Genomic DNA, 19,961 nt, shown 5'->3' with positions numbered 1-19,961 from the left:
TCACGACGTGTCGGCGCCTGATAATAAATATTAAGAATGAAGGGGTAGCACCGCCCGCGACATGCCGCGTACCGCCCTCCGCCACCCCCGATCCTGGATTGCGCCGATCTCGACCGGCTGCGTCTATTTTGCGGTGGCCTCGCTGGCCCTGTCCATGTCCCGCTTCGAAGGAGGACTGGCCTTCATCTGGGCAGCCAACGCCTTCCTGATGGCGGAATTGCTGACATCGCGGACAGCGCATTGGCCGCGCACCATCATCGCCTGCGGCATCGCCAGTGCGGCGGCGACAGCATGGGTCGGCATGGGGGCGATCGCGGCGTTGCCGATGGCGGGGATCAACATCCTCGAATCGCTGATCGTGGTCGTCATCTGTCGCTGGTTCGTGGCCGACAGGCTGGTCACAGGAGCGATACGTCCGCTGGTCGTCTTCGTCATCGCGCTATGTGGCGCCGCCAATATCCTTGCCGGGCTTGGCGCTGCCTGGGTCGCGTCGACCCTGACGCTGGTGTCCTTCGCTCATGCCTTTGTCCAATGGTACACAGGCCATGTGCTGGGCGGACTGATCTGCGCACCGATCCTTATCATGGCTTTCCAGGGCGAGTTTCGCCGTTGGCTGGATGAGGCATCGACGCAGATGCGCGTGGAGGCGGTGCTGTTGCTTGCCCTGTTTGCGTTGACGACCTTCCATGTCTTCCACTGGGCGCGCTATCCGCTGCTCTTCGCGCCGCTACTGCCGCTGGTGCTGATCGCCTTTCGCGTCGGTCATATGGGGTCGGCTCTCGCCATCATCCTGCTGGCCGCGATCGGCGGGCAGGCTACGATGGCGGACATCGGCCCACTGGCCTGGGTTGCCGATGGGACCGGCGAGCGCATCCAGTTCTTCCAATTCTATCTCGCGCTCAGCTTTCTGCTGTGCATGCCCGTCGCGGTCGAACTGGCGGCCCGCAAGCGCTTGTTCCAGATGTTGCAGCAAAGCGAGGCGCGCTATCGGGCGATGGCCGAATATAGCGGCGACGTCGTGCTCAACATCGGCGTGGACGGCGTGATCCAATATGCATCGCCGTCGGCGACCGAGCAGATCGGTTGTGCGCCGGACCTGCTGGTCGGGCAGGAGGCCGCCAATCTGGTCGATCCACAGGATCGCGATGTCGTGATCGCCGCTTATCGGCGGGCGCTGGCGCAGCCCGGCTCGGTCCATAAGGTCGAGTTCCGGCCGCTGGTCATGGCCGACGGGCTGGAATGGTGCGAAATGGTAAGCCGCGCGATGATCGACGAGCGCGGACTGCCCAGCGGCGTCGTCAGTATGATTCGCGACATGTCGCGGCACAAGGCGCGCCAACACGCCCTTCAACAGGTGGCAGCACGCGATTCGCTGACCGGTGCGGACAGTCGCCGCGCCTTCCTTGAAAAGCTGGACCGTGAGATCGCGCGCGCTGCGATGGGCGCCCGCTCTTCACTGCTTCTGATCGACATTGACCATTTCAAGTCGGTCAACGATCGCTTCGGCCATGGCGCAGGTGACCGGGTGCTCAGCGCCTTTGTCGAACGCCTGCGCTTGGGGTTGCGCACCGGCGATAGTATCGGACGGCTGGGGGGCGAGGAATTCGCCATTCTGCTGGCGAATAGCGACATCGACCGATCGAGCATCATGTGCGAGCGGCTGCGTGCCCTGATGGTCGATCCGATTCTGGTCGAAGCATCTGTCGCTATCACGATCACGTTCAGTGCCGGCTTGGTCGAACTGGACGGGGCGTCCGATCGGTCCGCCATGTTGGAAGCGGCGGACAAAGCGCTTTATCGCGCGAAGCATAGCGGCCGTAACTGCCTGCGCCTCGCCGCCTGATCTTTCGGCTCGATCTGCCGCGTCTTACGGCGGAAAAATCACGATGTTATGTTGTAACTTATTATGGGTTGGCCTATGTAGCGGCGACCATGAAGTTGATTTTGCGCCATGCCCTGATGAGCGGTCGCGTCGATCGTATCGCGATCGCGTTGTCGGGTCTGTGTGTCGCCCATTGTTTCGCCACGGCGGTGATCCTGGGTCTGCTCGCATCGGCGGGCGGTATCTTCGAAAGCCCGCTCTTCCACGAAGCCGGCCTGGTACTGGCGATCCTGCTGGGCGCGGTCGCGCTCGGCCATGGCGCGCTGGTCCATGGTTATATGATGCCGGCCGCGATCGGATCGCTGGGCCTTGGCGTCATGGCAGGTGCGCTGACCATGGACCATGGGATGCAGGAAAGCGTCTATACGCTGATCGGCGTCGGCATATTGGCGCTGGGGCACGACCTCAATCACCGCGCCGGCCGTTAGCACGCGGTTGAGGGAGCCGGGCGGCTCCCTTTATCCTTTTCAGCTCTGATTCTTGTGGTCGAAGCGATGCTCGCCTTTCACCCAGCGCACCGTACCCGTGCTGGCGCGCATGACCACGCTTTCGGTGGTCAGCTTGCCACCCGGCAGGCGCTTCACCCCATCGAGTAAAGATCCGTCGGTCACGCCGGTCGCCGCAAAGATGCAGTCGCCCTTCGCCAGTTCATGGAGGTCATAAATCTTGTCGAGATCGGTAATGCCCCATTTGCGGGCGCGCGCTTTCTCATCCTCATTACGGAACAGCAGCTTGCCCTTGAACTGACCGCCGACGCAGCGCAGCGCGGCGCAGGCCAGCACACCCTCCGGCGCGCCGCCCGACCCCATATAAATGTCGATCGTGGTTTCCGGGTCGGTCGTCGCGATCACCCCGGCGACGTCGCCGTCCGGAATCAACATGATCCCGCAGCCGATCGCCCGCAATTCGCTGATCAGCCGCTCATGTCTGGGGCGGTCGAGCACGCAGACGATGATTTCGTGCGCATCGACGCCCTTGGCCTTTGCGACAGACTCGACATTTTCGCGCACCGATTTCTTCAGGTCGATCGTGCCGTCCGGATAGCCGGGGCCGATCGCCAGCTTTTCCATATAGACGTCAGGTGCGTTGAGCAGGCCGCCTTCTTCGGAAATGGCCAGCACGGCCAGCGCGTTCGGTCCGGCCTTAGCCGTGATCGTCGTGCCTTCCAGCGGATCGAGCGCGATGTCGATCTTCGGCCCGGTGCCGATCGCGCTGCCGACCTTTTCGCCGATATAGAGCATCGGCGCCTCGTCACGTTCGCCTTCGCCGATGACGACCGTCCCGTCCATGCAGAGATCGTTGAAGGCGAGGCGCATCGCCTCCACCGCTGCGGCGTCGGCGGCTTTTTCGTCGCCCCGGCCGATCAGCCTGGACGCGGCGATGGCGGCCGCTTCGGTCACACGGACCATTTCGAGCACCAGGACACGATCGAGTGTCGAGCTTCCCTGCACCATAAACTTCCTCTGCCTTGTCTTGTGGATCGAGGCGATAGGAGTTCGCCCCCCGCTTGTCGAGCGAGGAAGGGACGAGGCCCATGATCCTCCGGGCAATGGGCAGGCAGCCATGATGCCGCCATGATTGGTTGCTTTTCTGCGCGTGATGAAGCGCTTTCTTCTTCTCTTCGCCCTGGCGGCGGCGTCGCCATTGGCGGCCCAAGAGGCGGATGAAGACGCGTTGATGGCGACCTATCGGGCCAAGACCCAGGTGATCCGCTCGTGCGACCGCAGCGGTGGCGCGATTGTCGTGTGCGGCAATCGGGCGGAACGTAATGCGAAGGAGCGCCTGCCATTGCCCCGTGAAGCCGACAGTAGCGGGATTTTACGCGGAGACGCGCCGCGCGCATCCGCCACCCCGGCAAAACAGGGTTCCTGCGGTGTCGTTGGCGGACAGGCGGCCGGATGCGTCGGCGGCTGGAATGCCGCAAAGATGCTGGATGGAGCGATTAAGGCTGTGACGGCGATCGTAGATCCCGACGCCGATCTGCGCCGCCGCCACCGCTGCCCGATCGCTTCAACGGCACCGGGCAGCATTAGGCGCGCGTTCAGTCGAGAATGTGCATCACCATCGGGGTGTCGAGCAAGCTGTCCGATCCGGCTAGCCGCTCCAGCGTTTCGCGTACGCAGCGTTCTTCGCCGGCATGGGTGACGATCGCGACGAGCACGCCGTCGGCCTGATTTGCGCCGCGCTGGATCATGCTTTCGATCGACACGCCAGCGTCGCGGGTGGCGGCGGCGATTTCCGCCAGCACACCGGGGCGATCCTGCACCTTGAAGCGCAGATAGGCGCGGCCGATCCGCTTGCCGGCGTCGGCAGTATTCTGCGGGGTCAGCGCCGCGACCGGCATGGCGAAGGCGTCGCCATATTCGTCACGCGCCACGTCGATCAGGTCGGCGACAACGGCCGATGCGGTCGGGCCGTCCCCGGCGCCGCGCCCCTGGAAGAAGAGGCGCCCGACGAAATTACCCTCCGCCACTACGGCGTTCAGCGACCCGTCGACATGGGCGAGGGGGTGGTCGAGCGGCACCAGCATCGGATGGACCCGCTGGAACAGGCCGTCGGCGCTGTTTTGTGCCATGCCGACCAGTCGGATACGGAAACCGAGCGCTGCGGCTTCGGCGATATCGGCGGCGATGACGTGGCGGATGCCGGTGGTGGCGACCGCATCGAAATCCAGTTCGGTGCCAAAGGCCAGGCTGGCGAGGATGGTCAGCTTGTGCGCGGCATCGACACCGTCAATGTCGAAGCTGGGGTCGGCTTCAGCATAGCCCAATTCCTGCGCTTCCTTCAGAACCTCGTCGAACCCCCGGCCTTCCTTTTCCATCGTGGTCAGGATGTAATTGCAGGTGCCGTTCAGGATGCCGTAGACGCGGCTGATCTCGTTGGCGGCGGCGCCTTCGCGCATGCCCTTGATGACCGGGATGCCGCCTGCGACCGCCGCTTCATATTTCAGTGCGATGCCGCCCTGCTCGGCGAGCCGCGCAAGGTCGAGGCCATGATGGGCCAGCATCGCCTTGTTGGCGGTGACGAAAGGCTTGCCCAGCGTTAGGCACTGGCGCGCCAGCGTGAGCGCCGGGCCGTCCGCGCCGCCGATCAGTTCCACCACGACATCGACATCGTCGCGCGTGGCGAGCGTCGTCATATCGTCCACCCATTCATAGGGCGACAGGTCGACGCCGCGATCCTTGTTCCTGTCGCGCGCCGAAATAGCGACGATCTGGATAGGACAGCCGGCGCGGCGGGCGATCAGGTCGCCATTGGTCTCGAGCAGCCGAATCACCCCGCCGCCCACCGTGCCGAGGCCGACAAGCGCGACGCGCAGCGGGGCATGGCGGTGCAGATTGGTCATGGCGGTGTGTCTTCCTTCCGGCTGATGAACGCCGCGCTGATAGCCGCCCCAGCGTATCTGTCCAAGGAAAAGCGGGCACGCGCGGCGCCCGCGCCCGAATCAGCCCGGCACGCGCGTGCGCCCGCACGACCCAAGCGCGGCGATCACGACGCCATAGTCGGCACGAGCGGCCTCGGCGTCCTGCGCGGACAGGGTGCGAACCGAACGGGCGGGCAGGGTCGCGGGCAGGCTGCATGCCATTCGATACCAGAGCAGGCTGCCTGGCTCGGGCGGGCGGGCGGCCTCGTCCATGATTTCGCCCAGAGCGACCGCCCAGTGGGGGGCTTGTCCGGGGCGACGGAGAACAGAGAGTGAAACGGGATCGCCATTTTCGGTGCGCAGGAATATCTGCGTCTCGCCCTCGCCAGCGATCGTGCCAGCAACATGGAAGGCATCGCCCAGTCCGACGATGCGTGGCGGCGCGTTGGGCGCGACCAGGGCGGACAGGATGCCCTTCACCCGCTCAACAGCGGCCGGGGTGGCCGCGATTTGTGCGTCCGGGGCGGTCAATTGAATCTCCCCGGGGCGACTGCCGGGCCGGGCAAACAGGATCACCTGCGCCTTTTTGAGCTTGGGGATCTTCCCTCGAGCGTCGGTCTTGGCATCGTAAAGATAGGTTACAAGGGGACTGATTCCCGCTTCACCGCGAATCAGCCCCGTTACATCGGCCTCTACAAACAGCCTTTTATGCCCTGCCGGGACATTTCCGGCCTGATCGGGCTTTATGGCGATGATGTTGCGAATCCGCACATTGGCCACCAGCGGCGCCTTGTCAGCCAGGTCCACGATGTCGGCATAGGACAGGCCGGCCTGTCCTCCCGATGGTTGCGTTACCATCTGTGGATTTTGCGCAAAGGCCGGGAAAACCGCGGAAGATGCGGCGGAAATGAGGCAGGCCAACCCAAATCGGGCCGAGCGGGTAGCGGATTTCTTCGTCATCTTCGTCCTGTGTTTTTAGCCCGTGGCAAGGATGTCACAGGCAAGTCATTCCGATATGAAATGGTAACCGCAAATGAACAAAACGATAAAGCGTTTGCGTGCCACGATGCGCCGCGATAGGAGTTTGCGCGGTAGCAAATGAACGGACAGGGGCCAAAGGCGATTGGGATAGCCCGGTCGGCTTGGGTCGTTTTTGGCTGATTTTGTATAAACCACTGGTAAGATGAGTTAAGGAGTGTCGTTGCCGAATGGCCTATGCTGACCACTCGCAAGGATCGAGTCGGACTGTCTCGATCGTCATCGTCGCCCTGATTCACGCTGTTCTTGGCTATGCCTTCGTCACCGGTCTTGGCATGAAATATGTCAAAAAGGCGGCAGAACAGCTGAACGTGATCGACGTGAAGGAGGAACCGCCACCACCGGACGAGGAGCCGCCACCGCCGCCGCCAGACCAGCCGGTCGAGCCGCCGCCGGTCGTCGCGCCTCCGCCGATTGTGCAGACCCCGGCGCCTGCGCCACCGATTCAGACCGTTCGGACGCCCCCTCCGGTGTTCAATCCGGTCCCGGTCGCCGCACCGCCGCCACCCCCGGCCGCACCGCCGCCACCGCCTCAGGCTGCTTCGCGCGCTTCGCCGCGTAGCTCGCCGGGCAGCTGGCTCAGCGATGCCGACTATCCGAGCCGCGCGCAGCGCGAAGAACGTTCGGGTACGGCCGGTTTCCGTCTGGAAATCGGCGCAGATGGTCGCGTGACCAACTGCACCATCACGCAGTCGACCGGCCATGCCGACCTCGACGAAGCAACCTGCCGTCTGCTGCCGAAGCGTGCGCGCTTTAAGCCGGCCAAGGGTTCTGATGGTGCGGACATGCCCGACACCTACAACGGGCGTATCACCTGGCGTCTGCCGGAATAATCCTGATCGGGAAGGCGTGCGCGTGGCGCCGCCTTGCCCTAGCTTGATCTCATTGAGAGGGAAGTCTTGAACATGTTGATGTATCTCGCAGCTGCGGCTCCCAAGCCGGAAAACCCCTATGGCCTGATGGAAGCCCTGGAACAGGGCGGTACCATCGCCTGGACCGTGTTCCTCATCCTGTGCGCCATGTCGGTCGGTACTTTCTACATTCTGTTCACCAAGCTGATCGAACAGCAGAAGGTGATCAGCCAGGGCAAGAAGATCCGTGCGACCTTCTGGCGCGCCGCTTCGCTGAAGGAAGCGTCGGCCAAGCTCGAAAAGAACTCGGCCTACAAGCAGATCGTCGATGACGGCATCAAGGCTCAGGACGAGCATGGCAAGCTGAAGGATCCGGTCGAAGCCCATGACTGGCTGCACGGTTCGCTGGCTCGCTCGGAAGCCGCGATCAACTCGTCGCTGAACGGTGGCCTGGCCTTCCTCGCAACCGTCGGTTCGACCTCGCCGTTCATCGGTCTGTTCGGTACCGTTATCGGTATCTACCGCGCTCTGATCAAGATCGGCGCTGCCGGTCAGGCCTCGATCGACGCCGTTGCCGGCCCGGTCGGTGAAGCTCTGATCATGACCGCTCTGGGTCTGGCCGTGGCCGTTCCCGCAGTGCTCGCCTACAACTTCCTGCAGCGTCGTAACAAGTCGATCGCCGAACAGCTGAACGGTTTCACCGTCGACCTGCTCGCCTATCTGGTTTCGGACGGCGCCGTGAAGCCTTCGGTTGCTGCCGCTCCGGCCGCTGCTGCCAAGCCGGCTGCTGCACCGACCAAGGCCTGATTGCCTTAATACTCCGGTTCGGGAACCGGGTGGCGGCTGCGACCGCCCGGTTTCCCGCCGGACGTGGGCCTCGGTTGACGGGGCACCATCGACATAAAGGTTAGGATAGTATCAATGGCAATGAGTGCTGGCTCCGGCGGTGACGACAAGCCTTTGTCCGACATCAACACGACGCCGCTCGTCGACGTCATGCTGGTGTTGCTCATCATCTTTCTCATCGCTGTCCCGGTCGTCGTTCAGACGGTCGATCTCCAGCTTCCCAAGGTGGCTTTCGAGCCGACCACGACGAAGCCGGAAAATGTGTCGCTTTCGGTCACACAGGCCTCTGATGGCAAGTGTGCGGTGTTCTGGGGCCTGGCGCCCGTCAGCTCCAGCGAATTGCTGGATCGTGCTGTCGCCAAGCTGGAAGCAGACATCAAGAAGGCAGGCGGCGTTGAAAATATGACGCCTGAGGATCTGCCCGAAGTGCATATCCGCGGCGACATCAATACCCCCTATCGTTGCATCGGCGGCACCATCTATACGATGCAGCGCGCTGGTTTCCCGAAGGTGGGCTTCATCTCCGAGCCGGAACCCGGCACGTCGACGACCCGCCTCTGACCGGCTGATTAAGGAGATTTCGCTATGGCTATGAGCATGGGCTCCGATGATGGTGAGCCGATGATGGAAATGAACACGACGCCGTTGATCGACGTCATGCTCGTTCTCCTCATCATGTTCATCATCACCATTCCGATCCAGACCCACGCGGTGAAGATCGACCTGCCGCAGAACGCGCCGCCTACGGACAGCGTGATCGACCCGGTCAAGAACAAGGTCGCGATCGATCCGGCTGGTATCATCACCTGGAACGGTTCGCCGATCGACCTGCTGACCCTGCGTCAGTATCTGCAGCAGTCCCTGCGCCTGCCGGTCGAGCCGGAACTGCAGTTCCAGCCGAACGCCGCCACCCGTTATGTGACGGTTGACGAAGTGCTGGCGGAGATCAAGCGTGCGGGCGTGACGAAGCTGGGCTTCGTCGGCAACGAACAATATGGCAGCTTCTGATCGCTGACGTCCGGTAGCGCTTTTCCCGCGCAAGACTTCCCGGTTTTCGGGATGGCGGGCCGGACATAGGCAATAGAAGATTGCAGATATTCAGGGGTCGCCTTCGGGCGGCCCCTTTTTTGCGTCATATGATCCAAAAGCGGTGAGTTGCGGCTGGACCGCCCCCAATTTAACCCTTTGATTACCTAGATCGCCGAAAATGGCGTGAGGACAGAGCGGTATCGATATGGGCCTGGAACGACAGACAGAATATGATCGGAAGGGTCGGGCGGCGGAGCGTCGTCATGTCCAGATCGGCGTCAAGATCCGGCGGCCGGGTGAAACCTGGTTCACCAGCCGGATCACCGATGTGTCCGTCACCGGTTTCCGCTTGCAAAGCTTCATGAAGTTGACCGTCGGCAACGACCTGTGGATCATGCTGCCGGGCTTCGAAGGCCGTCGCGCGCGCGTGTTGTGGACCCGTGGTCCGGAATCAGGCTGTGCCTTCGAGCGGCCACTGCATCCCGCCATCCTCGATCACATAGTCGGCCTGAACCTGACCGCCGCTGCGCGCTAGGGCATCCTGGGGTCCGCCAGAATAGTCGAGGGCTCGCCGACCATCAGCGCAAGCGAATGATCGGAGCATCGTCCGACTGAGGCCGATCAGCTGATGCTCCTAAGGCTTAGCGCGCCGGTATCAGGTTGATGCCATGTCCTGAAATTGCAGGCTTGCGAGACGGGCATAAAGACCGTCCTTGGCCACCAGCGCTGCATGGTCGCCCTGCTCGACGATGCGGCCTTCATCCATCACCAAAATGCGATCGGCGGCGCGGACCGTCGCCAGCCTGTGGGCGATGACGATGGTCGTGCGCCCCTGCATCAATCGTCCGAGTGCATCCTGCACCAGCTTTTCCGATTCGGCGTCGAGCGCGGATGTGGCTTCATCCAGCAACAGGATCGGGGCGTCACGCAGCAATGCGCGGGCGATCGAGAGACGCTGGCGCTGGCCGCCCGACAAGCGTGCGCCGCCTTCCCCCATCTGGCTGTCCAGCCCCTGGGGTAAAGCGCGCAGGAACGCCTCGGCATTGGCGGCGCGCGCGGCATCCCAAATCTGCTCGTCCGTGGCGTCCCAACGGCCATAGCGCAGATTGTCGCGGGCCGAGGCCGCGAAAATCACGCTATCCTGCGGCACCATCGCCATCATCGCGCGCAATGCAGCGGGATCGGCGTCGGGCAGGGCGACCCCATTCAGCCGCACGGTGCCGGAGGAGGGATCATAGAAGCGCAGCGCCAGCTGGATCAGCGTCGATTTGCCCGCACCTGACGGACCGACCACCGCCACCGTCTCACCTGGTGCGACGGCGAAGGAGACGCCATGGAGCGCGGCTTGATCGGGCCGGGTGGGATAATGGAAATGCACATCCTCGAAACTCAGTCGCGCGCCGTGATCGGCGGCGGGCAGGATGGCGGGATAAGCGGGCGGCAGGATGTCCGGCTCGGCCGTCATCAATTCATGCAGACGACTGGCCGCGCCGGCCCCGCGCAACAAATCGCCCCAGCTTTCCGAAAGCGATCCGAACGCGCCGGCAACCAGGCCGCCGGTCAAGACGAAGGCTGCAATGCTCCCGCCCGACAGGCGCCCAGCGGCGACGTCGAGCGCGCCCTGCCACATCACGGCGGTGATCGAGCCGAACACCAGCCCGATCACCACGGCAGTCATCAACGCCCGCAACGCGATGCGCTTGCGCGCTGTGCCAAAGCCGCTCTCTACCGTGGCGTCGAAGCGGTCGGCTTCGCGCTTTTCCTGCCCGAATGCCTGGACGATCTTCATCGCGCCCAGCACTTCGCTGGTGACGCTGCCGATGTCGGCCAGCCGATCCTGACTGGCGCGGGACAGGCCACGCACCCGGCGGCCAAGGCCGATCAGTACCAGCAGGATGACCGGGATGCCGAGGAGCAGCAATGCAGCCAGCTTGGGCGCCAGGGCGAAGAGATAGACCAGTCCGCCTATGCCGGTGACAAGGTTGCGCAGCGCGACGGAGACGGTGGAGCCGACAACCTGTTCGACGATGGCGGTATCGGCGGTCATGCGTGACGCGATTTCCGAGGGGCGATTTTCCTCGAAGAAGCGCGGCGCCTGTCGCAGCAGATTGGCCTGGGTGGCGCTGCGGATATCGGCGATGACCCGTTCGCCCAGCCAGGACACGAAATAGAAGCGCAGCGCCGTCGCCACCGCCAGCACGACCACGATCATGAGCAGATATTCGAACCAGCGGCTGATGTCGCCGCCGCCCATGAACCCGCGATCGATGACGAGGCGAAAGCCGCTGGGGATGCCCAGCGTCGCGGCGGAGGAGACGATCAACGCCAGCAGCGCACCGGCGATACGGCCGGGATAGCGGCGGGCGAACTGCCACAGCATCGTCAGGCTACCAAGGGCAGGTCGCGCGTCGGCGCGGGCGATGGTTTGCGGGGCATCCTCCATGGATGCGGCGCTTAAAGGGATTTCGCGGGATAGGAAATATCCGACCGACGCGAAATCGCTTCAGGCATGGAAAATAGCTTGGCCGGCTGCATCCGAATACCACCTCCTGCCAGCCGGTTCAGCTATCCCGCGCAATTTCCCCTGCCAATTGCATGACACGGCGGGCATCGGCCTGACCCGTCAATGCATAGGCCATGCTGCCCGCTTCCCAATAGGCGACGGTATCGCCCTGCCGCTGGTCCATCATCGGGGTCGCTTCCGCCGGCGTTTCGGCGCGGTCGGCGAAGAAGGAGAGTTCCTCCCCCTGCGGCGTCACCATCGACATGGCGATGGCCGGGCTGTCGGCCGTGGGAAAGAGTTGGACATCGGTGACACGCCATCCGGCCGGCAGGGCGGGCAGGACGATACCGGTCGATCGTTCGATCTCTTGGGCGTTGAGGTGGGCACTTTCGATCTGCGAGGCCATGCCCTGCCGCAACAGCCCGGCCCGGCGAGAGGCGGCGGCTTCGTCCAGGAAGCTGCTTGCCTGCGCGCTCTGCGGAAATTCGCCCAGTTCGCCGCGCGCGATCCAGCCGGTGGCGATCAGGGCGGCGATGGCGGCGGCCCGGCCCATATGGCGCCAGGTACGACCGGCCTCATTATCGTTGGCGACCGGCAGGCTGGTGTCGCGGCGACGGCCGACCAACGTGCCCTTGGTCCCATCCTTCATCAGGCGGAAGTCGATATGCGGCCAGCGTTTGCGCCAACGCCGCGCGACCAGCCGTTCGCCGGGACGTGCGGCATCGTCCAGCAGCACCACGCCATTGGGGGAGAGGCGGGCGAACAGGCTGTCAGCCGCCCCGCGCACCAGCGGATGCACGCTCCAGGGCGGACCGTCGATGATGATAAGGTCGATCCGTTCGGGCAATTGGTCCAGCGCATACCAGCGGCCGGGCCAGTCGGCGCTTTCATGGGTCAGCGGCGCATGACGGATATCGACGTCCAGCGCATGGTCGGCCAGCCATTGGCGCGTCGCGTCGACGAAGCCGCCATGCTGGTCGAAACTATGGAGCCGACCGCCGCCATGGATTTGCAGCGCGCGCGCGGCGATCAGGGAGGAGGCACCGGCGCCCAGTTCCACCACATGAGTGGGGCGCAGCCGGGCGATTTCCCGCACGATATGGCGCAGGAATCCGACATCCGCCTTCCAGCTGCCCAGATGGGGCAGGGCATCATGGGCCAGGCCCAGTTCGTCCAGCAAGGCCCGCTTGTCCGCCGGCCGGCCGCCCGACAGGCTGGCGAGCAACCAGGGCCAGCCGATCGCGCCGAAAGCAAGGCGCCAGGCCATGTCGGACAGGCGGCGCGGCAGGGCGCTGCTGTCGGGCAGCGTCTCGCTCAGGGGCAGGAGGCCGGTCAGGTCACGGGATGTCACGGGAAAAGCTCTTTCTTCTGCAAAGGCATGGCTATGGCGCCTCTTGTGTTTCACGCATATGACGCTGCTTCACATGGTCAATGACTGACGCAGGGAACGCCGATGACCCGTATAATTTCCGCGACCGTCGAACGTTGGCCGGTAGCGGGTGCCTTCGTCATCAGTCGCGGGGCCAAGACCCATGTCGATGTGATCGTCTGTACCGTGGGCGACGGCGTACATGAAGGGCGCGGCGAAGGCACGGCCATCTATTATGAGGGCGAGAGTGCGGAGGGATGCGTCGCGGTGCTCCAAGGCTATGCCGGGCCGCTGGAGCGCGACGCGCTGCTGACGCATATGCCGCGCGGCGCGGCGCGCAATGCGTTGGATTGCGCGCTGTGGGATCTGGAAGCGAAGCGGGCGGGCGTGCCGGTATGGCAACTGGCCGGGCTGGCTGCGCCGCCGGCGCTGCCCACCGCCTTCACCATCAGCCTGGGCGATCCGGCGAAGATGGAGGGCGATGCACGGGCAGCGGCGGCGCGGGGCTTTGCGCTTCTGAAATGCAAGCTGACCGGCGAGGGCGACCGGGCGCGGATCGCCGCCGTGCGCGCGGGCGCGCCCGATGCCCGGTTGATCGTCGATGCCAATGAAAGCTGGCATGGCATGGACATCGCGGCGGAGGCGGCGGCACTGGCCGCGCTGGGCGTGGAGATGGTCGAGCAGCCGGTGATCCATGGGCAGGAAGACAGGCTGGCCGGGGTGCGGGCGTCCTTGCCGCTGTGCGCCGACGAAAGTTGCCATACCCGCGCGGACCTCGACCGGCTGGGCGATTTCGACGCGGTCAATATCAAGCTGGACAAGGCCGGGGGGCTGACCGAGGCGCTGGCGCTGGCGACCGAGGCGCGCGCGCGCGGGTTCAGGATCATGGTCGGCTGCATGTTGGGGACGTCGCTGGGCATCGCGCCGGCCGCGCTGGTGGCGCAGGGGGCGGACTGGATCGACCTGGACGGCGCGCTGTTGCTGGCGGAGGACCGGGCCGGCGGCCTGCCCTTGCGGGACGGGTTGTTGCAGCCCGGCACCTTGTGGGGCGCGGGTCAGTAACCCAGCGTCAGGCCGACGGCATAATATTTGGGGCCGACATTGGCCTTGGCCCGCAGCTTGGGGATGAGCGGCATGGCCAGCGTCGCATAGGGGCGGGTATTGTCGCCGCTGAAGCGGACGCCGGCGCCGATCGTCATCGACAGCGGGATGGTGTAGGCGGCTTCGACCCGGCCATAGAGTTTCGTGTCGCCATCGCGAATATAGACGCCCGCGCCCGGCGTCAGGCTGAAGCCTGCAATGCCCATCGCATAGCCCGCACCCAGTTCCGTACCCCAATGGCCGTCCGCGCGGGCATAATTGGCCTCCGCGCCCAGTCCTTCGGCATGGGCGGTGGCGGGCAGAGCGGCGGCGAGCGCGGCGGCGGTCAGGGTGAGGGCGACATGCTTCATGGGACAAGCGGCTAGGGCGGCAGGGCGGCGCCGGCAAGGTGGGGCGGGACGAGGCGAGTCGGTCTTGCGGCGGGATGGTAAGGCCGCGCCATCCACGCGACACATAAGCGACGAGCGAAGTTCACACTGTTGCAGGGGTCGATGGGGGCCGAAGCGCTCGCAAGGCGCCTGCGATGCGCCACCGGCGCGCCATCCATGCGACACCCGTGCGCCATCGGGGCGACGATCGCGCGCCACGGGCGCGACAGGGATGCGACCGGAGGGCGACAAGGGAGCAGAGTGGAGAAGGGAATATGGTCCATCGGGCAGGATGAAGCAGACATTATCCTACATTGGAAGGATGGTAGGACAGGTGGCGAAGGCTGGCTATCGGCTGATCTAAGCCCTCTCCCGCTTTCCGCGAGAAAGGGTTGGGTGAGGGCCTTCTTGGAAAAGCATCAACTGATGCAGGACGAGGGCGCACGCGCGAACCGCAGCGCCCTATATTGAGTCACGCTGCTATGGCCGAACACCAAGAAAGACCCTCACCCAACCCTCTCCCGTGAAGACGGGAGAGGGCTATAAGGCTCATTCATTTTTCCCCCACAAGCCTTGCCGGCTTCACGTCCGGATAGGGCATGATCGCCTTGCCATCCGGGCCGGCGGTGAAGCTGGTTTGCGTCGGGTAGGCGAACTCGATCCCTTCGGCGTTGAACCTCTTCCAGATGGCGAGGCCGATGCGGTGGCGCATCTGGAAATAATCATGATGGTCGGGGTCGGGCACGTCGAAATTCAGCTGATAGTCCAGGCTGCTGGCGCCGAAGGCGACGATGCCGGCATTGACGAAGATCAGCCCCTCCGCCTCGACGATCTTCTGGAGCATGGCGGGAATAGCCTCCGCTTTCGCCTCGTCCGTCTGGTAGATGACGCCGATGGCATAGGTTACGCGGCGCTGGATCAGCGTCTGGAGGCTGGTAATTTCCTTTTGCAACAGCTGCGAGTTGCCGATCACCTTCTTCTCGCCGCTCATCGCGCGCAGGCGCGTGCTTTTCAGGCCGATCTTTTCCACCCGCGCGGTGGTCTGGTCATAGGTGATGATCTCACCCCGGCGGAACGGCTTGTCGAAGATGATGGACAGCGCGGCGAACAGGTCGGAGAAGATGCCCTGCGCCGCCAGACCGATGGCGATGCCGCCGATGCCCAGACCCGCGACCAGGCCGGTCACGTTGACGCCCAGATTGTCCAGCACCACGATCGCGGCGATGGCGAACAGCGCGAAGCTGACCAGAATGCGGATCAGGCCCATCGCATTGGCCAGCGTTTCGCCGCCGCCATCCTCCGCCAGCGTCTTGCGCTCGATCAGGCCCAGGATGATCTCCCGCGCCCAGAGCGCGGCCTGCAACACGGCCGCGATGGTGAAGAGGAAGGTGACCGTCTTCGCCAGCGAAGGCGGCGCGTCGGCATAGCCCACCACCAGCTTGGCGGCGACCAGGATCATGAAATAATGGGTGGTGCGCGCCGCCGCCCGGCCCAGCACATTGGCATAGCCCAGCGGGTCGCCGACGCCGCCCTTGTGCCGCTTGCCCAGTTCGCGCAGCGCCGCGAGCGCGAGATAGATGATGATCGCCGCACCCACCGCGATCGCGATCTGCACATAATGGAGTTGGAACCAGGCGATGGTGCTCTGTCCCATTTCCCGCAAATTGGGCGCATGAACAGTGAGGTCGGGAAGGGAGGTGTCGTTCTTCTTGTCGGCCATGCCAATCCTGTCTGGTCGAAAATTTGGTGTCAGGCCGCCGCTGCAAGCGGGGCGCAATCGGCAATGCCGTCGAGGAAAGCGATCAGGCCGCGTTCCCCGCGGGAGAGATAGCGGGTTCGACGCGGCAAGCGAAGCCCCGCGCGCCAATCATCCTGCCCATCGCGGCAAAGCGCAATCAGGGCGGGGTGGATGTAGCTTTTGCGGCTGATCGCCGGCGTATTGCCCAGCGCCTGCGCCACCGGCTCCAGCATCTGTTTCAGGGAGACATGGCCGGCGGCCAGCGTTTCGAACGCGATGGTGGAGGCGCCCCAGGTGCGGAAATGCTTGGCGGTGAAGGGCGCGCCCATCGCATCGGCGATATAGGCGTTGACGTCGCTGGAGGTGATCGGCCGCGCCTCTCCATCTTCGTCCACATATTGGAAGAGATGCTGGCCCGGCAAATCCTGCACCTGCCGCACGAAGCGCAGCAGGCGGGTGTCGGTGACGGTCAGTTGCTGCTGCTTGCCCGATTTGGCGCGGTAGCGCAGCGTCAGCGTCTTGCCGGTCAGGTCGACATGGCGGCGGCGCAGCGTGGTGGCGCCGAAACTCTTGTTGGTGGTGGCATAATGTTCGTTGCCCACGCGCAGCTTGGCGAGGTCTAGCAGGCGGACGACGGCGGCCAAAGTGCGGTCCTTGCGCAGGCCGCGTTTCGACAGGTCCGCCTCCAGCCGCTCGCGCAATTTGGGCAAAGCGCGGCCGAAATCGGGGCAGCCGGCATATTTCTCCGCCTCCCGCGCGGCGCGGAAGTCGGGATGATAGCGATATTGTTTCCGGCCTCGGTCGTCATAGCCGATCGCCTGAATATGGCCGTAGGGAGACGCGCAGAACCAGCAGTCGCGATAGGCGGGCGGCAAGGCGATGCGGTTCAGCCGGTCGATTTCCTCACGGTCGGTGATGCGGGCGCCATCGGCGCGATAATAGGCCCAGCCATGCTTCAGCGCGCGGCGGGTAATGCCGGGGCAGCTGTCGTCGCTATGTGTAAGATCTGGCATTTGTACCGGAAAACCCGCCGTTCGTCGCTTCGTTCCGCAACCTGTAGCGGGGCGAGCGGTTGAAGGGCTTTCCCGCATCATCAAGGAGAGACATATGCCCGCCATCGAGGAAAGCCGCATCCTGATCGTCGCGACCGACGGCTTCGAGCAGTCCGAACTGTTCGACCCGCGTCAGGCCTTGATCGACGCCGGGGCGGAGGTCGTGCTGGCCGCGCCCGACACGCAGCCGATCCAGGGTATGAAACATGATGAGAAGGGCGACACCATCACGCCGGAAATCACGCTGGAGGCGGTGAAGGTCGCCGAATATGACGGGCTGATCCTGCCCGGCGGCGTCGCCAATCCCGATACGCTGCGCACCAATGACAAGGCGGTGGCGATCGTGCGGGCTTTCGTCGAAGCAGGCAAGCCGGTGGCGGCGATCTGCCATGGGCCTTGGCTGCTGGTGGAAGCGGATGTCGTGCGCGGCAAGACCGTCACCGGCTGGCCATCGGTGCGCACCGACCTGGCCAATGCCGGCGCGCAGGTCGTCGATCAGGCGGTGGCGATAGACGGCAATATCATCACCAGCCGCAAGCCGGACGATATCCCCGCCTTTATCGAAGCCTTCAAGGCAGCGGTGAACGCAGGCCAGCCGGTCGCAGCCTGACGGACAGGCTGGCGGGCACGGCGCTGAGCCGCCAGGGCATGACCGGGCGGCGCAGCATCGACAGATGGGCCAGCGTCCAGGCGGCGCAGACCGCAAAAGTCGGCGCGGCGAAGGCGAGGGCGCCGGGGAAGAGCAGCGGCGCGGCGATCGCTGCTACGCCGCCGCCCAGCGCCAGCGCCAGCGCGCGCGGCTCGCCATCCGGGCCGCGCAGCCAGACCATGCAGGCGGTAACGCCAGTCAGGAAGCACAGGATCAGGTGCAGGACAGGCTGGCCCATCGCGCCGGTCGCCGCGATCAGCAGCGCGAGCGCGCCCGCGACATGCGGCAAGCTGCGCCGGCCGATCAGCAGGGTTGCGATCGGATAGGCGAGCAGTTCGCAGGCAAGGGCAGCGACGAGGATCGCGCCTGCCAGCCCCAGGTTGCCGGCGATCAGCGCGACCACGGCCGCCGCGCCCCAGCGCAGCAGCCGCGATGGCGCCATGATGATATGGCTGACCCACTCCTTCGTACCGGAGCGCAGGGTGAAGCGGCGATCGGCCAGCCGCAGCTGGAAACCGCCGACCAGCAGCAGCGCGTCGATGCCCCAGGGCAGGAGGCCGGGCGCAATAAGCGGGCAGGCCAGCGCCAGCCCCAGCAACAGGCCATGAGCCACGCCCAGCGTGCGCAATTCGCCGGTCATGCCGGGACTCCGTGCCGTACGGCGAGGGCGGCGTCCAGGTCGCGCTTGGCCGCATCCTTGCGCAGTCGGGTCAGATAGGTGTCCAGCCCGATCTGAAGCGCGAGCATCATGAAGATGAAGGGTTGGTAGGCGATACCCACGAAAAGCGATCCGATCATGTAGACGACATGGCCCTGTTGCAGGGCTGAGGCGAAGGGGGAGATCCAGGCCTCGTCCGGTCCATCTCGTTTGCGATAGAGGCGACGGATCGCCTCCGTCCGGATGAAGCAGATGCCGTGGATCAACGCCCAGATGAAGAAGCCGAAATAGCCCTGTTCGCCCAGCATCTCGAAATAGGCGCTGTGATAGGCGCGGCCGCGATCGGTGACGGTGCGGCGCTCGATCCGTGCGCCACCGCTGTCGACGACGGTGCTCTGGGCGAAATAGGTGAAGCTGTTCTGGAGATAATTGTCGAAGCCGCCGCCGCCCGGATGCGTCTTCACATAGTCGAGCGTCCACATCCACACCGCGACGCGGGTGGAGGCACTTTCGTCGCCCTGGTGATTCTCGATCGTCTCCATCCGCTGGGTGAAGCTGGCGGGGAGGAAGGGGATGGCGGCCAGCCCGGCGACGGCGAGCAGCGGGCCGTAGATGAATTTCTTCTTCGATCTCACCAGCATCATGCCGAAGAGAAGGACGAGGCAGACGAGACCGGTGCGGGCCTCCGTGCCGATCGGCATCAGCATGCAGGCGAGGCACAGCGCATAGCAGAAGCTCTTCACGCGCCAGTCGGGCGGGAAGATGGTGCCATGATGGGACAGCCAGAGGATGAGCGGCATCAGCGATATGGCGACGCAACTGATGATGCTGCCTTCGTACAGGCCGCTGTTATTCTCGACCATCAGGTTCAGCACGCCATAGCCGCCGCCCGACAGCGCGGTCTTCATGCCGCCATTGATGATGATGGTGCTGGCGCAGAGAATCATGAAGACGGTCAGCGCCTCGATCCGCAGGCGCGTGCGCAGGACCAGCGGCAGGAAGATGCCGGCGATGATCGCCTTCCACACCCAATTCCATTTGGTCAGCGCCTCCACCGGGAAATCGGCGGTCAGGGTGGTGTAGCCGCACCAGGCGACCAATAGGAGCATCAGCCCCTGCCGCGCGGAGAACCGGCAATCCTTCTTGTCGTCCATCACCAGCCAGGCGCCGACCATCGCGGCGAATGCCATGGCGGAAATGGGAATGGTGTTGAGCAGGAAATAGGACAGGCGCTGGGGCGAGACGATGTCGATATAGGCGTAGACCGCCACCAGCAGGAACGGCCGCTTCAGACCCATCAGGCCAAAGAGGCCGAGGAAGGCGATGAAGAAGAGGTCACGCATCGGCATGCGGCTCCGACGCCGAAGGATGCTGCGGTGGCGGATCGCGGTCCAGATCGGCGCACGGCAACAGGCGCCAGGCGGCGAGCAGGATCACGCCATGGCTGATCAGCAGGGATAGGGCGTCGATCATCGCTTCTGAGTGATTCCGTTCGGCACGGTTCCTCCACTAA

Annotated in this window: 21 protein-coding genes; 9 read left to right on the top strand and 12 right to left on the bottom strand. The window is 64.5% G+C overall.

Going from position 1 to position 19,961, the window contains the following annotated elements:
- Positions 1-61: 61 nt before the first annotated feature.
- Entirely contained in the window at positions 62-1,843 is a 1,782-nt protein-coding gene (locus F4U94_RS11625) for a GGDEF domain-containing protein (RefSeq protein ID WP_120251608.1), read from the top strand.
- Positions 1,844-1,932: 89 nt separating this feature from the next.
- Entirely contained in the window at positions 1,933-2,310 is a 378-nt protein-coding gene (locus tag F4U94_RS11620; RefSeq protein WP_120252284.1) for a MerC domain-containing protein, read from the top strand.
- Between the two features lie 39 nt (positions 2,311-2,349).
- On the opposite strand, the gene glpX is transcribed toward F4U94_RS11620, so the two are convergent.
- The 4 genes from glpX to F4U94_RS11600 all read right to left on the bottom strand — a co-directional run bounded on the left by glpX (position 2,350) and on the right by F4U94_RS11600 (position 6,206).
- A complete protein-coding gene (gene glpX / locus F4U94_RS11615) occupies positions 2,350-3,336 on the bottom strand; it encodes a class II fructose-bisphosphatase (RefSeq protein WP_120251609.1) in 987 nt (328 codons plus the stop codon).
- A 364-nt stretch (positions 3,337-3,700) separates the two neighbouring features.
- Complete coding sequence (locus F4U94_RS24765) at positions 3,701-3,877, bottom strand: hypothetical protein (protein WP_211363297.1); 177 nt, start codon at positions 3,875-3,877, stop codon at positions 3,701-3,703.
- Between the two features lie 46 nt (positions 3,878-3,923).
- Entirely contained in the window at positions 3,924-5,228 is a 1,305-nt protein-coding gene (locus tag F4U94_RS11605; RefSeq protein WP_120251611.1) for a homoserine dehydrogenase, read from the bottom strand.
- A gap of 99 nt (positions 5,229-5,327) precedes the next feature.
- The gene (locus F4U94_RS11600; protein WP_170267479.1) at positions 5,328-6,206 is read right to left on the bottom strand and encodes a hypothetical protein; all 879 of its coding nucleotides are present in this window, start codon (positions 6,204-6,206) and stop codon (positions 5,328-5,330) included.
- Between the two features lie 248 nt (positions 6,207-6,454).
- On the opposite strand from F4U94_RS11600, the gene F4U94_RS11595 reads away from it, so the two are divergent.
- From F4U94_RS11595 to F4U94_RS11575, 5 genes are all read left to right on the top strand, one after another.
- Positions 6,455-7,117, top strand: a complete 663-nt coding sequence (locus F4U94_RS11595) for an energy transducer TonB (protein WP_120251613.1) — start codon at positions 6,455-6,457, stop codon at positions 7,115-7,117.
- Between the two features lie 72 nt (positions 7,118-7,189).
- Positions 7,190-7,942 carry a MotA/TolQ/ExbB proton channel family protein gene (locus F4U94_RS11590; RefSeq protein WP_172598807.1) on the top strand — a complete coding sequence of 251 codons (753 nt, stop codon included), beginning with the start codon at positions 7,190-7,192 and terminating at the stop codon, positions 7,940-7,942.
- Between the two features lie 114 nt (positions 7,943-8,056).
- Positions 8,057-8,542, top strand: a complete 486-nt coding sequence (locus tag F4U94_RS11585; RefSeq protein ID WP_120251615.1) for an ExbD/TolR family protein — start codon at positions 8,057-8,059, stop codon at positions 8,540-8,542.
- A 24-nt stretch (positions 8,543-8,566) separates the two neighbouring features.
- Complete coding sequence (locus tag F4U94_RS11580) at positions 8,567-8,989, top strand: ExbD/TolR family protein (protein ID WP_120251616.1); 423 nt, start codon at positions 8,567-8,569, stop codon at positions 8,987-8,989.
- Positions 8,990-9,215: 226 nt separating this feature from the next.
- Positions 9,216-9,545 (top strand): PilZ domain-containing protein, encoded by a 330-nt coding sequence (locus tag F4U94_RS11575; protein WP_120251617.1) that lies wholly within the window; start codon positions 9,216-9,218, stop codon positions 9,543-9,545.
- A gap of 120 nt (positions 9,546-9,665) precedes the next feature.
- Here the strand turns inward: F4U94_RS11575 and F4U94_RS11570 are convergent, their stop codons facing one another.
- Positions 9,666-11,453, bottom strand: coding sequence for an ABC transporter transmembrane domain-containing protein (locus F4U94_RS11570; protein WP_120251618.1), 1,788 nt, complete (start codon positions 11,451-11,453; stop codon positions 9,666-9,668).
- Positions 11,454-11,571: 118 nt separating this feature from the next.
- Positions 11,572-12,864 carry a class I SAM-dependent methyltransferase gene (locus F4U94_RS11565; RefSeq protein WP_120251619.1) on the bottom strand — a complete coding sequence of 431 codons (1,293 nt, stop codon included), beginning with the start codon at positions 12,862-12,864 and terminating at the stop codon, positions 11,572-11,574.
- 102 nt (positions 12,865-12,966) lie between these two features.
- On the opposite strand from F4U94_RS11565, the gene dgcA reads away from it, so the two are divergent.
- Positions 12,967-13,944, top strand: coding sequence for an N-acetyl-D-Glu racemase DgcA (gene dgcA, locus F4U94_RS11560; RefSeq protein WP_120251620.1), 978 nt, complete (start codon positions 12,967-12,969; stop codon positions 13,942-13,944).
- On the opposite strand, the gene F4U94_RS11555 is transcribed toward dgcA, so the two are convergent.
- The 3 genes from F4U94_RS11555 to F4U94_RS11545 form a co-directional block, all read right to left on the bottom strand.
- Positions 13,938-14,333, bottom strand: a complete 396-nt coding sequence (locus F4U94_RS11555; protein WP_120251621.1) for a hypothetical protein — start codon at positions 14,331-14,333, stop codon at positions 13,938-13,940. The two genes, dgcA and F4U94_RS11555, sit on opposite strands and share 7 nt — an antisense overlap.
- A 571-nt stretch (positions 14,334-14,904) precedes the next feature.
- Positions 14,905-16,071 carry a mechanosensitive ion channel family protein gene (locus F4U94_RS11550; RefSeq protein WP_120251623.1) on the bottom strand — a complete coding sequence of 389 codons (1,167 nt, stop codon included), beginning with the start codon at positions 16,069-16,071 and terminating at the stop codon, positions 14,905-14,907.
- 29 nt (positions 16,072-16,100) lie between these two features.
- Positions 16,101-17,102 carry a DNA topoisomerase IB gene (locus F4U94_RS11545; RefSeq protein ID WP_120251624.1) on the bottom strand — a complete coding sequence of 334 codons (1,002 nt, stop codon included), beginning with the start codon at positions 17,100-17,102 and terminating at the stop codon, positions 16,101-16,103.
- 94 nt (positions 17,103-17,196) lie between these two features.
- Here F4U94_RS11545 and F4U94_RS11540 point away from each other — a divergent pair, with 94 nt between their 5' ends.
- Positions 17,197-17,751, top strand: a complete 555-nt coding sequence (locus F4U94_RS11540; protein ID WP_120251625.1) for a type 1 glutamine amidotransferase domain-containing protein — start codon at positions 17,197-17,199, stop codon at positions 17,749-17,751.
- On the opposite strand, the gene F4U94_RS11535 is transcribed toward F4U94_RS11540, so the two are convergent.
- Genes F4U94_RS11535 through F4U94_RS24350 form a run of 3 tightly spaced genes read right to left on the bottom strand, consistent with a single transcriptional unit; the run spans position 17,711 to position 19,921 of the window.
- Positions 17,711-18,430 (bottom strand): hypothetical protein, encoded by a 720-nt coding sequence (locus F4U94_RS11535; RefSeq protein WP_232015777.1) that lies wholly within the window; start codon positions 18,428-18,430, stop codon positions 17,711-17,713. The two genes, F4U94_RS11540 and F4U94_RS11535, sit on opposite strands and share 41 nt — an antisense overlap.
- Positions 18,427-19,791 (bottom strand): DUF5935 domain-containing protein, encoded by a 1,365-nt coding sequence (locus F4U94_RS11530; RefSeq protein WP_120252285.1) that lies wholly within the window; start codon positions 19,789-19,791, stop codon positions 18,427-18,429. The genes F4U94_RS11535 and F4U94_RS11530 overlap by 4 nt, the downstream gene beginning before the upstream one ends.
- Complete coding sequence (locus F4U94_RS24350; protein ID WP_170271931.1) at positions 19,784-19,921, bottom strand: hypothetical protein; 138 nt, start codon at positions 19,919-19,921, stop codon at positions 19,784-19,786. Before F4U94_RS24350 ends, F4U94_RS11530 begins: the two co-directional genes overlap by 8 nt.
- Positions 19,922-19,961: the final 40 nt, after the last annotated feature.

The sequence above is a fragment of the Sphingobium limneticum genome, assembly GCF_008710155.1.
Lineage (GTDB): Bacteria > Pseudomonadota > Alphaproteobacteria > Sphingomonadales > Sphingomonadaceae > Sphingobium > Sphingobium limneticum.
This window is presented reverse-complemented; position numbering and strand designations above follow the sequence as displayed.